The 11,927-nt window shown below is 73.0% G+C and carries 11 protein-coding genes and 1 pseudogene; 6 read left to right on the forward strand and 6 right to left on the reverse strand.

The annotated features are described in order from the left end of the window. Nucleotides 1–245 precede the first annotated feature (245 nt). Nucleotides 246–800, forward strand: coding sequence for an RNA 2',3'-cyclic phosphodiesterase (gene thpR / locus AB0D48_RS15205; protein WP_362395657.1), 555 nt, complete (start codon nt 246–248; stop codon nt 798–800). Between the two features lie 33 nt (nt 801–833). Here thpR and AB0D48_RS15210 read toward each other — a convergent pair whose 3' ends face one another. Then, nucleotides 834–1,826: a helix-turn-helix transcriptional regulator gene (locus AB0D48_RS15210; RefSeq protein WP_362395660.1), complete on the reverse strand. Its 993-nt coding sequence runs from the start codon at nt 1,824–1,826 to the stop codon at nt 834–836. 137 nt (nt 1,827–1,963) lie between these two features. On the opposite strand from AB0D48_RS15210, the gene AB0D48_RS15215 reads away from it, so the two are divergent. The 3 genes and pseudogenes from AB0D48_RS15215 (at nt 1,964) to AB0D48_RS15225 (ending at nt 3,827) form a co-directional block, all read left to right on the forward strand. Beyond that, the gene (locus AB0D48_RS15215; RefSeq protein ID WP_362395663.1) at nt 1,964–2,251 is read left to right on the forward strand and encodes a hypothetical protein; all 288 of its coding nucleotides are present in this window, start codon (nt 1,964–1,966) and stop codon (nt 2,249–2,251) included. Between the two features lie 183 nt (nt 2,252–2,434). Continuing rightward, nucleotides 2,435–2,569, forward strand: coding sequence for a hypothetical protein (locus tag AB0D48_RS15220; RefSeq protein ID WP_362395666.1), 135 nt, complete (start codon nt 2,435–2,437; stop codon nt 2,567–2,569). Between the two features lie 65 nt (nt 2,570–2,634). Continuing rightward, nucleotides 2,635–3,827, forward strand: a pseudogene (locus tag AB0D48_RS15225) (tachylectin-related carbohydrate-binding protein). A gap of 237 nt (nt 3,828–4,064) precedes the next feature. Here the strand turns inward: AB0D48_RS15225 and AB0D48_RS15230 are convergent. Next, nucleotides 4,065–5,054 (reverse strand): aldo/keto reductase, encoded by a 990-nt coding sequence (locus AB0D48_RS15230; protein ID WP_362395669.1) that lies wholly within the window; start codon nt 5,052–5,054, stop codon nt 4,065–4,067. A 107-nt stretch (nt 5,055–5,161) separates the two neighbouring features. Beyond that, the gene (locus AB0D48_RS15235; protein ID WP_362395672.1) at nt 5,162–5,845 is read right to left on the reverse strand and encodes a GDSL-type esterase/lipase family protein; all 684 of its coding nucleotides are present in this window, start codon (nt 5,843–5,845) and stop codon (nt 5,162–5,164) included. A 76-nt stretch (nt 5,846–5,921) separates the two neighbouring features. On the opposite strand from AB0D48_RS15235, the gene AB0D48_RS15240 reads away from it, so the two are divergent. Beyond that, the gene (locus AB0D48_RS15240; protein WP_362395675.1) at nt 5,922–6,920 is read left to right on the forward strand and encodes a WD40 repeat domain-containing protein; all 999 of its coding nucleotides are present in this window, start codon (nt 5,922–5,924) and stop codon (nt 6,918–6,920) included. A 470-nt stretch (nt 6,921–7,390) separates the two neighbouring features. On the opposite strand, the gene AB0D48_RS15245 is transcribed toward AB0D48_RS15240, so the two are convergent. The 3 genes from AB0D48_RS15245 to AB0D48_RS15255 all read right to left on the reverse strand — a co-directional run bounded on the left by AB0D48_RS15245 (nt 7,391) and on the right by AB0D48_RS15255 (nt 10,211). Further along, nucleotides 7,391–8,866 (reverse strand): SPFH domain-containing protein, encoded by a 1,476-nt coding sequence (locus AB0D48_RS15245; RefSeq protein WP_362395678.1) that lies wholly within the window; start codon nt 8,864–8,866, stop codon nt 7,391–7,393. Nucleotides 8,867–9,003: 137 nt separating this feature from the next. Beyond that, nucleotides 9,004–9,228: a hypothetical protein gene (locus AB0D48_RS15250; protein ID WP_362395681.1), complete on the reverse strand. Its 225-nt coding sequence runs from the start codon at nt 9,226–9,228 to the stop codon at nt 9,004–9,006. Between the two features lie 65 nt (nt 9,229–9,293). Continuing rightward, entirely contained in the window at nt 9,294–10,211 is a 918-nt protein-coding gene (locus tag AB0D48_RS15255; protein WP_362395684.1) for a DUF3027 domain-containing protein, read from the reverse strand. Nucleotides 10,212–10,556: 345 nt separating this feature from the next. Here AB0D48_RS15255 and AB0D48_RS15260 point away from each other — a divergent pair, with 345 nt between their 5' ends. Next, a complete protein-coding gene (locus AB0D48_RS15260; protein WP_362395687.1) occupies nt 10,557–11,921 on the forward strand; it encodes an MFS transporter in 1,365 nt (454 codons plus the stop codon). Nucleotides 11,922–11,927: the final 6 nt, after the last annotated feature.

An 11,927-nucleotide genomic window follows, 5' to 3' on the forward strand; every position in this document is an offset into this window, starting at 1 on the left:
GCGCCTCAAACGCCGGCGAGGCTGGATGTGCCCTGCGGGCACCTCAGCCCGCCGGGCGACATCAGCCAAAATCCAGCCCCGCGATCGAGGCGCGGGGTAGGGGGCGGAGCCCCGGTCCTTGAGCCCCGCCACGACTGAGGCGCGGGCTCTGGGGGCGGAGCCACCGGGCACATTCAGCCCCGCCGGCGATCGAGGCGCGGGGATGCGGGGCAGCGCCCCCCGGCGGCGGCGCTAGGCTCGGCGATATGAGACTGTTCGCCGCCGTCCTGCCGCCCGAGGCGGCCCTGGCCGAGCTGCGGGACGCCGTAAGCCCGCTGCGCGACGACCGGTTGAAGTGGACCGGCGAGCCGGGCTGGCACTTCACGCTCGCCTTCATGGGCGAGGTACGGGACGAGGTGCTCCCCGAACTGCACGCCCGGCTCTCCCGCGCGGCGACGCGCACCGCGCCGTTCGCGCTCCGACTCCACGGCGCCGGCCACTTCGGCGACCGCGCACTGTGGGTCGGCGCCGCCGGGGACCTCGACTCGATGCGGCTGCTCGCGGAGCGGGCGGACGCCGCCGCCCGGCGGGCCGGGGTGCCCATGGAGCAGCACCGCCGCTACACCCCGCACCTCACCCTGGGCCGGTCCCGCGACGGCACGGTCCGCCTGCGCCCCTACGTGGACGCCCTCACGGGCTTCGAGGGCACGCCCTGGCAGGCCGGCACCCTCAGCCTCGTCCGCAGCAACCTGCCCGTCAGCGGCATCCCAGGAGAGCAGCCCCGCTACGAGACCGTCGGGGCTTGGCCGCTGCAAGGCTGACGGCGCGGGCCCGGCCCCGAGGCGGGTCACCGCCTAGGGACGCGCCGGCAGCCAGCCCTCCTGCACGGCGCGGACGCCCGCCTCGAAGCGGCTGCGCGCGCCGAGCCGTTCCATCAGCTCGTTCGCGATGCGCCGGGCCGTCCGCGAGGACACCCCCAGCCGCTTGGCGATCGCCTCGTCCGTGTGTCCCTCCGCCAGCAGCCGGACCGCCTCCGACTGCTGGGCGGTCAGCCCGTGCGGACCCAGGACCACCGTCTCCGCCAGCGGCTGCGCCGACGCCCACGTCGACTCGAAGAGCGCGCACAGCGCGACCAGCATCCCGTGCCCGGTCAGGACCACCGCGCCGGCCGCCGAGTCGTCGCTCACCGGGATCAGCGCGGTGGAACGGTCCACGATGAGCATCCGGGTCGGCAGGGACGGCGCCGTACGGACCTGCCCGCCCAGCTCCGTCAGCCAGTTGGCGTGCTCGACGGAGTGCCGGCTGTTGCGCACGCTGTCCAGGTAGACCGTGCGCATGCGTATCCCGCGTGCGAGCAGCGCCTTGTTCAGCGGACGCGAAGCCGCGATGTTCGACTCGGTCAGCGTGGCGTCGGGCGAGAAGGCGAGCAGCTCCTCCTTCGTTTCACGGGTCAGCGCCACCAGCCGGTCACGGACCGCGTCGAGGCCGATGAGCTGCTCGACGCCCGGGTGACTGGCGGCGGGCCGCAGCTCGGAGTACTCGGAAATCAGCCGGGCCGCGGCCGCCCGCGACGCCTCCAGCCGCTGCTGCCGGGCGGCGAGTTCGGCCTGTCCCCGGGCCATCAGGATCTCCATGCCGATGTCCGGGGAGACGGCCCGCAGCCGTCCGGCGTCGGCTGCCGACGGCTGGACCAGCGCGAGCTCGCTGAGCAGGTCCAGGGCGGTGCGCACCTCGTCCTCGGTGGCCTCCACCGCGGCCGCCAGGGCCGCCACACCCGCCGTGGGCTGCATGAGCATGGCCCGGTAGACGGCTTCGGCTCTGGCATCGAGTCCCAGTTCGGTCAACACGTATGTCCCCCAGCCCCATTGGCACTTCGGTAGCGCGATCATCCCATCGTCCCGGAAGCTGGCCCGTTCCGTCCACGACCACAAGAGGCCACCCGGATCGGCATCCAGGACGAGCCGTCCGGGGAGACCGTTGACGTATGTATCTCGTCCACGCCCGCCTGTGTACGGTCCCTCCGGCGGCCCTCCCCGACGACCTGCGCGAAGCGGTCCGCGCCGGCCTGGATCCCGGCGACCGGATCGAGCACCTGGCCGTGCACCCGCAGTCCGCCGGGCACTTCACGCTCGGCTTCTACCTGGTGGCGGACTCCCTGGAGGAGGCCGAGGGGCACGCCGGGTCCGTCTGCCGGCGCCTGCTCGCGACGGGGGCGCTGCCGGACGCGCGGCTGCTCGGTGTCGGCGTACCGCTCGTGCCCGTGCACCGATGACGTGTGTCCGCATCCGTCCAGGGACGGTTTGGGCCAGCGGGAAGCTCTTCTCCCGCTGCCCGACGGCGACTTAGCTATGTCCCACCGGAACGGACCGGCGCCACCGCGGGGCGCGGAACCGGCCATATGACACCGCCACTCGACGAACTCGCCTCCCGGCGACTGCGAAGGGACCCGCCCGTCATGACCACCACCCGCATCCTCCAGGCCGCCGCGGTCGCCCTGCTCGCCCTCGCCCTCGGGACCCCCGCCGTCGCCGCCCCGCTGCCCGCCGCCAAGCCGCCGGTCGCCTCGACGAACGACATGGGCTGGCAGTAGCAGCCGGTACGCACCCCGCCCGATTTCCCGTACCGCACGCCAACCTTCCCGAGGGAGACCCCCCAGTGGCCGTCCGTCACGCTGCCCGCAAGACCTCCGGCGCCGTCCTCTCCGGCGCGATCGCCGCCGGTCTGCTGACCGCCGTCACCATCGCCGCCCCGGCCGCCCAGGCCGCGACCACCTGCAGCGGCACCGCCTCGGTCTACGGGGTCCTCCCCGACGGACGCTTCACCTTCAGCGCCATCAGCCCGTCGACCGGCAACCTCTCCCGGGTGCGCGTCGGTCCGGCCCTCGGATTCGAACCGAAGGCGATGGCGACCCTCAACTTCAATACCGTGCTGGTGACTTCGACGACAGGCGCGCTCTACCGGGTCGACGTACTGACGAACAGCAACGCCCTGGAACTCTCCGGCGTCGTGAAGATCGCCGACAGCGGCTGGACCCACGACAAGCTGACGTACGACGGCCACGGCCACCTGTATGCACCACCGCCGCGGGCACCCTGCTCCAGTACCTCGTCTCGCAGGACAAGCCGGCGGGCTCCCAGCACATCGGCCAGCGCAAGGAGATCGGCACCGGCTTCACGCTGAAGACCCTCGCCGCGGCCGCCGACGACCGCGTGGTGGCCACGACCTCCGACGGGCGCCTCCTCTCGTACAAGGTGAACGCGGACGGCACCTGGGACCGCGACGACCTGAAGCCCTCGGGCTGGTCCGCCTTCGACCAGCTCGTCTCGCCCGGCGGCGGCCTCTACTACGGCCGGATACCCACGACCGGCTCGATGTACTGGTACAAGGACGCCGACCCGGCCGACGGCAGCGGCGCCGACATCACCTACCACAACGACGACCCCGTCACGGCGGGCGGCTGGACGCAGAAGCTGCTGTCCGCGCAGCCGGACACGTTCAAGTGCACCACCTCCGTGGACACCGTCGACCGCGACAACATCTCCGAGGTCAAGGCCGCCGGCCGGGACATGATGAACAAGTACGACGCGGGCTGGGCCAACGCGACCCAGTGGGACTGCCTGGAGAAGCTCTGGAACCGCGAGAGCGGCTGGCGCTGGAACGCCGACAACCCGAGCTCCGCGGCGTACGGCATCCCGCAGTCCAACCCCGGGTCGAAGATGTCCGTCTACGGCGACGACTGGCGCACCAACCCCATCACGCAGATCAAGTGGGGCCTGAACTACATCGACGACCGCTACTCCACCCCGTGCGGCGCCTGGAACCACTCCCAGGAGACCGGCTGGTACTGAGGGCTGTCCCGTAGGCCGTCTCTTTCGGACCTTGCCGGGCCCGACCGCACGGCGGCGGGCCTCGGCGCGTGAGAACCACCACGGTCCCGCCCCTCCGTGCGAGGGGCGGGACCGTGTCGCGTTAGTCTCGACGGGTGGATCCCAAGACCAGAAACCGCGTGATGGCCGGTGTGCTCGTACTGATGTTCGTCGTCGTGGCCGTGGCGGCCGCCGTCGGCCAGTAGCCAGGCCCGCCTCCTACCAGGCGAACGCCTCCGGCGACGGCCCGGGACCGGGGAAGACCTCGTCCAGGCCCGCCAGCAGCTCCTCCGACAGCTCCAGCTCGACCGCGCGCAGCGCCGAGTCGAGCTGCTCCTGCGTACGCGGCCCGACGATCGGCCCGGTGACGCCGGGACGGGTCAGCAGCCAGGCCAGCGCGACCTCCCCCGGCTCCAGACCGTGCTTGGCCAGCAGGTCCTCGTACGCCTGCACCTGCGCGCGTACGGAGCTGTTGGACAGCGCGTCCGCCGAGCGGCCCGACGCACTGCGCCCCGACTCGGCGGCCTTGCGGATCGCGCCGCCCAGCAGGCCCCCGTGGAGCGGGGACCACGGGATCACACCGAGCCCGTACGCCTCGGCGGCCGGGATGACCTCCATCTCCGCGCGCCGCTCGGCGAGGTTGTAGAGGCACTGCTCGCTGACCAGCCCGAGCCGCCCGGTGCGCGCCGCTGTCTCGTTGGCCTGGGCGATCTTCCAGCCGGGAAAGTTCGAGGATCCCGCGTAGAGGATCTTGCCCTGCTGGACCAGGACCTCGACGGCCTGCCAGATCTCCTCGAAGGGGGTCCGGCGGTCCACGTGGTGGAACTGGTAGAGGTCGATGTAGTCGGTCTGGAGCCGCTTGAGACTGGCGTCGACGGCCCGCCGGATGTTCAGCGCCGACAGGCGGTCGTAGTTGGGCCAGTCCTCGCCGTGGGGGGCCATGCCGCCGTAGACCTTGGTGGCGAGCACGGTCTTCTCGCGGCGGCGCCCGCCCTGGGCGAACCAGGTGCCGATGATCTCTTCGGTGCGGCCCTTGTTCTCGCCCCAGCCGTAGACATTGGCGGTGTCGACGAAATTGATGCCCGAGTCGAGGGCGGAGTCCATGATCGAGTGGCTTTCGGACTCCCCGGTCTGGGGGCCGAAGTTCATGGTGCCGAGTACAAGTCGGCTGACCTTGAGGCCGGTGCGTCCGAGCTGCGTGTACTTCATGGGCCACTAGCCAACTGCTTGGAGTGGACTCCAGGCAAGACCCCACCTGACGGGCGTGTTACCGCTCCCCGCCGGCCCCGCCGGCCCCGACGGCCCCCGGCAGCCGGCTACGGGCCCCGGTAGGGGCCGCCGATGCCCCAGGCCTGGTGGAGGACCGCCGCGAACTCCCCCGCCAGGCGGTGCTCGCCCGAGGCGTTGGGGTGGGTGCCGTCGTAGGTGTCGTGGTGGATGTCGTACGACTGCGGGCGTGCGGCCAGCAGGATCGGCGAGGCGTCGGTCGTCAGATCGGCCACCGCCTTCGCCAGGAGCTCGTTGAAGCGGGCGACCTCGGCCGCGAACGGCGCGTCCTCCTCGGCCCGGACGTTCGGGATGACGGGGAGGAGGACCATCCGGACGGCCGGACGGGCCTCGCGCGCGGCCGCGATGAAGCGGCGGACGTTGGCGGCGGTCTCGTCGGCCTTGGTGTAGAAACCGAGGTCGATCAGGCCGAGGGAGACGAGCAGCACGTCGGCCCGGCCCTCGCGGGCGGCGGGCCCGATCAGGGGGGCCATGTGCTGCCAGCCCTCGCCCCAGCCGGCCAGGTGGCGGCGGGCCGCCCCGGGGAAGGCCGGGTCTGCGTAGGCGTGGCTGGTGGGCGCGTCGGTGGAGGTGTCGTACAGCTCGCTGCGCGGCCCGACGATCTCGTACGGGCCGCCGGGGGCGGAGGTGAGGTGCTGCCACATCCGGTAGCGCCAGGTGTAGTCGCCGGCGCGTCCGATGGTCATGGAGTCGCCGACGAACATGAAACGCATCCGGTCATCATCGCGGATCACGCGACTGGCGCATCTGTGATGCCGGACACGCGCCGCGGCCTGGCAGGCTTGAGGGATGCGCCTGCTGCCGTTGTCGTCCGCCTCCGCCGCCCTCGCTCTCCTCCTGCTGCCGACCGCGGCTTTCACCGCCTTCGCGGCGGAGAGTTCCGGGACGTCGTCGTTCACGATCAGCGATCCGCGGATCAAGGAGTCGAGCGGGCTGGCGGCCAGCCGGCTCCACCCCGGCGTGTACTGGACGCACAACGACAGCGACGACGGACCGTACGTGTACGCCGTGGACTCCGCGACCGGCAGGACGGTGGCCCGGGTGACGCTGACCGGGATCGGGAAGCCGCGCGACGTCGAGGCGATCTCGCTCGGGCCCGACGGGCAGCTGTACGTGGGTGACATCGGGGACAACCGGGACGGCACCTGGGACCACGTGTGGATCTACCGGTTCCCGGAGCCGAAGGAGCTGCGCGACACCACGGTCACGGCCGCGCAGTTCACGGTGCGGTACGCGGACGGGCCGCGGAACGCGGAGGCGCTGATGGTGCATCCGGTGACGGGGCGGGTGTACATCGCGAGCAAGAACGAGAGCAAGGGCGGGCTGTACGAGGGTCCGGAGCAGTTGTCGGCGAGCGGGACGAACGTGTTCCGGCGGGTCGCGGACGTGCCGTGGGTGACGGACGGGGCGTTCTCGCCCGACGGGAGCCGGCTGACCCTGCGGGGCTACTTCACGGCCCGTACCTACCCGTGGAAGAACGGCCGGCCGGAGGGTGAGGGCGAGCGGGTGGACGCGCCGTGGCAGGGGCAGGCGGAGTCGGTGACGTACGCGGCGGACGCGTCGGCGCTGATGTTCGGCGCGGAGGGTGCCGACAGCCGTGTCGTGGCCGTCCCGCTGGCCGCGGCGGCGTCTCCCTCCGCCGCGCCGCAGCCCGGTTCCCCGCCGCAGCCGGCCCCCTCCGCGGAGCCGTCGGGTACCTTCGGCAAGGGAGCCCTGGTCCTGGCGGCGGCCCTGGCGCTGACCTTCGCCGCGAAGCGCCTCTTCCGCCGAGCGGGCCCGCGCAAGTAGCCCTCCGCCGGGGCTCCGCGGATGCCGCGCCCGCACCCGCCTGCGGCACCGCTGCCGGGGCTCCGCGGGGTGCCGCGCCCGTACGCGCCTGCCGCACCGCTGCCGGGGCTCCGCGGGGTGCCGCGCCCGCACCCGCCTGCCGCACCGCTGCCGGGGCTCCGCGGGGTGCCGCGCCCGTACGCGCCTGCCGCACCGCTGCCGGGGCTCCGCGGGGTGCCGCGCCCGTACGCGCCTGCCGCACCGCTGCCGGGGCTCCGCCCCAGACCCCGCGCCTCAAACCGGCGAGGCTGAATGTGCCAGGCCCTCGCCCCAGAACTGCGCGCGGCCCAACCTCACGCACGGGCACGTGCAACCCGGACGGGCGGACCGTATCCAGCCCCGCCGGCGTTTGAGGCGCTGGGCGGAGCCCCGGTCTTCGAGCCTCGCCGGCGATTTGAGGCGCGGGGCGGAGTCATCAGGGGTGGGGCGGGTCAGTCCTCCCTGATGGGGATGCGGCCGTTCACCGTGGGGGTGGGCGGGCCGGCAGGGGCCGTGGAGCCGGCGGAGCCGGGGGGCTGGGACATCGAGGCCAGGAGCTGGCGGGCCACGCCCAGGCCCGTGCCGCCCATCGTCAGGGCCTTGGCGAACATCTCCGACATGCCCTCCGCTCCGTTCAGCAGGACCATGTGCTCCACGTTCCCGAAGGCCCCCGCACCCGCCTCCACGATCGCCGGCCAGTTCTCGGCCAGCTGCTGCGCGACCACCGCCTCCTGGTTCTCCGCCAGGGCCGCCGCCCGCGCCTTGATCGCTTCCGCCTCGGCGAGACCCTTCGCCTTCGCCGAGGCGGCCTCCGCGAGGCCCCGCGCCTGCGTGGCCGCCGCCTCCGCCTCACCCGTGGCCCGGGTCGCGGTCGCCGCCGCGAGGCCCCTGGCCTCCGTGGCCTTCGCGTCGGCCGCGGCCGCCGTCGTCACCCGCGTGGCCTCCGCGGCGGCCGCCAGCTCCGTCTCCTTCGCCTTGGCCTGCGCCGCCGAGATCCGGGCGTCTCGCTCGGCCTCCGCCCGGGTCCGCGTCTCGTACGCCGCCGCGTCCGCCGGCTTGCGTACGTCCGCCTGCAACTGCTGCTCGCGCCGGTGCGCCTCCAGCTCCGCGACCCGGGTCTCCTGCACGACGACCTCCTGCCGCGCCGCCGCCTCCGAGAGCGGGCCCGCCTGCCGGGCGGTCGCCGCGGCCTTGTCCCGTTCGGCCTGGTAGCCGGCCTGGAGGATCTCGCTGTCGCGGGTGGCCTCCGACATCCGGGCGAACGCGGCCTGTTCGGCCTCGGTCGCCAGCCGGTTCGCCTCGGCCTGCGCGATCCGCGCGTCCCGCTGCACGGCGGCCGCGTGCGGCATCGCCAGGTTCTTGATGTAGCCCGTCGGGTCCTCGATCTCGTGGATCTGGAGCGAGTCGACGATCAGGCCCAGCTTCTCCATCTCGGTACCGCAGGCCGCCCGGGTCTGCCCGGTCAGCTTCTCCCGGTCCCGGATCATGTCCTCGACCGTCAATCCGCCCACGATGGACCGCAGATGACCGGCGAAGACGATGTGCACCCGTTCGGGCATCATCTTCTGCTGGTCCAGGAAACGGCGCGCGGCATTGGCGATGGACACGAAGTCGTCGCCGATCTTGAAGATGACCACGCCCTTGACGCGCAGCGGGATGCCCTGGTGGGTCACGCAGTCCACGTTCAGCTGCGTTTCGTTGAGGTCCAGCGACAGCTTCCGCACCGCCTGTACCCCTGGCAGGACCAGTGTCCCGCGCCCGGTGACGATCCGGAACCCCATGCCCTCGCCGATGCCCTCGGTCTTGTGCGCGGAACCGGAGATGACGAGCGCCTCGTTGGGTTCGGCCACCCGCCACATGAGTTTGAACAGCCCGATCAGAGCCAGAATTGCGGCGAGAACGATTCCCGCCACGACGCCGATAGCCATCGGCAACGCCCCCTTAGCGCGGTGCCGTTCGGCACCGACGAGGGCGAGTCTGCGCCTGCCGCGCACCTGCGGGAAGACGCGCGCGAGGTCTTGTCGCCATCTTGATACGCACAGGTCGCGACGGGGCCGGCCGGGCCTCAGTTGTCGTAGGCAGCCATCACGTACACCGTGCGCGGTGGCAGGTACTCGACGACCGTCACCACCGTGCCGACGGGCAGCCGGCCGGTGCCGTGGACGGGGTGCGCGAGGAAGTGCTCGGCCCCGCCGCGGATCCGTACGATCACCTCGCCGACCAGTCCCGGGCCGACCGTCCCGGTGACCCGCCCGGCCATCCCCACCATGTCCACGCCGCCGTCCCCCATGGGCCGAGGGTACGCCGCCGCACCGGCCTCCCGGGGGTGCGCACGGGAGAGCCGGCCCGCAGGGGCTACGAGTGGCCCAGGTCGGCAGCCGGGAGGTCCGAGACGGGGACCGAGCCGGTGTCGGGGGCCGGGCGCAGGAGGAACTCGTCGGAGGCCATCGAGTCGAGAACCGGCGGAGCCGGCCGCAGCGGCGCCGGCATGACCGCGGCCTCCGAGTGCCCGCCGCACCCGTACGACAGGGAGACCAGCCGGCCGTCGGCCGGGCTGAACTCGTTCGCGCAGACTCCGAACGCCTGGCCCAGCGACCCGCCGATCGCGACGAGGAAGCCGCAGGAGACGCACGACGCGGGCGCCGCCTGTGCCATCGGGGTCTTCGCGCCGAACGAATCGTCCCAGCGGTCGGCGGCGGTGTGCAGCCCGTACCGCGACAGCACGCGCGCGCGCCGCATGCCCAGTTCCTCGGCGACCGAGGTGATGGAGCCGCGCACCGGGACCACCGCGCGGTCGGTGACGTCGGCGTCCTCGGCCTCGACCAGTTCGGCCATCTCGGTGGAGACCACCGAGTTCGGCGGCGGGGCGTCCTCGCCCGACCAGCCCGGCTCCAGGCGCAGGTCGTCGGACTCGGTGGGCAGCAGGTCGCCCGGGCCCATGTCGCCGGGGCGCAGCCGCTCGCTCCACGGCACCCATTCGGGGGCGAGCAGCGCGTCGTCACCGGGCAGCAGCACCGTTTCGTCGAGGGTGACGTTCTTCGCGCGGGAGGCGCGGGTCACGGTGACGGCCCAGCGCCAGCCCCGGTAGCCCGGTTCCTTGGACTCGAAGAAGTGCGTGACGACGCGGTCGCCCTCCGCCACGGCGGAGACGTGCGCGCCCACCACGCCGGGGAAGGCGGCCTCCTCGGCCGCCGCTCGGGCGAGTTCTACCGCCTCGACGCACAGGCGGTCGGGGGTACGCGGGGTACGGCTTCGCGTCGTCGCAGCACTCACTGGTCTCGTTCTCTCCTACGCCGTCTCACGAGTGCGCCGTCCGTACTGTCGTCCACAACGACCCGTCGGTCCTGTCCGTACGTGGAGCGGGCGGAGCGGACCAGAGGGCCGCGTCGACGTCCGCACCCGATCGGACTCCGGGCGCACCTTTATGCGATCCATTCTGCGGGATCGCGAAGAGGCGCGCGGCCAAGAGCAACCGCCGGTGGCGCGCTACGCACGCTACCTCGTCTGAAGCCGTGGGCCCACATGCAAGGTCCGATTCGCGGACAAGCCCACGAGTGAGGGCACGCCCCCGACGCGCCGGGAGGGGTCGGGGAGGGCCCGGTGGGGCACTATGGCCAGGTGGCACCCGTACGGTCGTCCCGCGACGGCTCGGGACCGGCCAGGCGGGCCGGCCGGGCCCTGGGGCGTGCCCTGCACCTGCCGTTCACCGGTACGGCGCGCGGCATCCGGCGGGCCACGCACGCGCACGGGGCGGGTGAATCGGGCCTCGGCAAGCTGATCGAACTGCACGCCATCAACGGCGCCGGCGATGTGATGATCACAGTGGCGCTGGCCTCGACGGTGTTCTTCTCGGTACCCACGGACGAGGCACGCGGCCGGGTGGCCCTGTACCTGGCGATCACGATGGCCCCCTTCGCCGTGCTGGCACCGGTGATCGGGCCGCTGCTGGACCGGCTGCCGCACGGGCGGCGGGCGGCGATGGCGGCGGCGATGCTGGCCCGGGCGCTGCTGGCGCTGCTGATGTCGGGCGCGGTGGCCACGGGCGGGCTGGAGCTGTATCCGGCGGCGCTGGGTGTGCTGGTCGCGTCCAAGGCGTACGGGGTGGTGCGCAGCGCCGTGGTCCCGCGGCTCCTCCCGCCGAAGTTCTCACTCGTCAAGGCGAACTCCCGGGTCACGCTGGCCGGCCTGCTGGCCACGGGCGCGGCGGCGCCGGTGGGCGCCGCCCTGCAGACGATCGGGCCGGAGTGGCCGCTCTACGGGGCCTGTGTGATCTTCATCTGGGGCACCTTCGCGGCGTTCACGATGCCGCCCAAGGTGGACGAGGCCAAGGGCGAGTGGCGGGCCCGGCTCTCCACGCACGAGGCGCACTCGCGGCGGCCGGGGCTGCGTACGGTCAGCCGCTCGGTCCTGTGCGGCCTGCTGGCGAACGCCTCGATGCGCGCCCTGTCCGGCTTCCTGATCTTCTTCCTGGCGTTTCTGCTCCGCGAGCATCCCCTGGCGGGGCAGAGCGCGGCGGTGTCGCTGGGGATCGTCGGCGTCTCTGCGGGCGTGGGCAACGCGTGCGGTACGGCGGTGGGCGCGTGGCTGCGGGCCAGGGCGCCTGAGGCGATCATCGCCGCGGTGCTCAGCCTGACCCTCGGGGTCGCGATCCTGGCGGCGGCCTTCTTCAGCGGCCTGTTCATGGCCGTACTCGCCGCCACGGCGGGTTTCTGCCAGGCCCTGGCGAAGCTGTCGCTGGACGCGCTGATCCAGCGGGACGTGCCGGAGGCGGTCCGCACCTCCGCTTTCGCCCGTTCGGAGACGCTGCTCCAAGTGGCGTGGGTACTGGGCGGCGCGATCGGCATCGTCCTGCCCCTGAACGGCGCCCTGGGCATGTCGGTGGCCGCGGCCATGGTCGCCCTGGGCACGACCATGGCCCTCCGCGGCCTCCTGGGCGCGCCCCGCCACCACCACCCGGGGACCTCCCGCCCCAGGGTGGCCTGAACTCCG

The organism is Streptomyces sp. NPDC048269 (assembly GCF_040652395.1).
GTDB lineage: Bacteria > Actinomycetota > Actinomycetes > Streptomycetales > Streptomycetaceae > Streptomyces.

Coding starts and splice junctions, on each gene's coding strand:
- AB0D48_RS15215 (WP_362395663.1), top strand. CDS start 1,964: ATGTATCTCGTCCACGCCCGCCTGTGTACGGTCCCTCCGGCGGCCCTC.
- AB0D48_RS15220 (WP_362395666.1), top strand. CDS start 2,435: ATGACCACCACCCGCATCCTCCAGGCCGCCGCGGTCGCCCTGCTCGCC.
- AB0D48_RS15245 (WP_362395678.1), bottom strand. CDS start 8,866: ATGGCTATCGGCGTCGTGGCGGGAATCGTTCTCGCCGCAATTCTGGCT.
- thpR (WP_362395657.1), top strand. CDS start 246: ATGAGACTGTTCGCCGCCGTCCTGCCGCCCGAGGCGGCCCTGGCCGAG.
- AB0D48_RS15240 (WP_362395675.1), top strand. CDS start 5,922: ATGCGCCTGCTGCCGTTGTCGTCCGCCTCCGCCGCCCTCGCTCTCCTC.
- AB0D48_RS15235 (WP_362395672.1), bottom strand. CDS start 5,845: ATGCGTTTCATGTTCGTCGGCGACTCCATGACCATCGGACGCGCCGGC.
- AB0D48_RS15230 (WP_362395669.1), bottom strand. CDS start 5,054: ATGAAGTACACGCAGCTCGGACGCACCGGCCTCAAGGTCAGCCGACTT.
- AB0D48_RS15250 (WP_362395681.1), bottom strand. CDS start 9,228: ATGGGGGACGGCGGCGTGGACATGGTGGGGATGGCCGGGCGGGTCACC.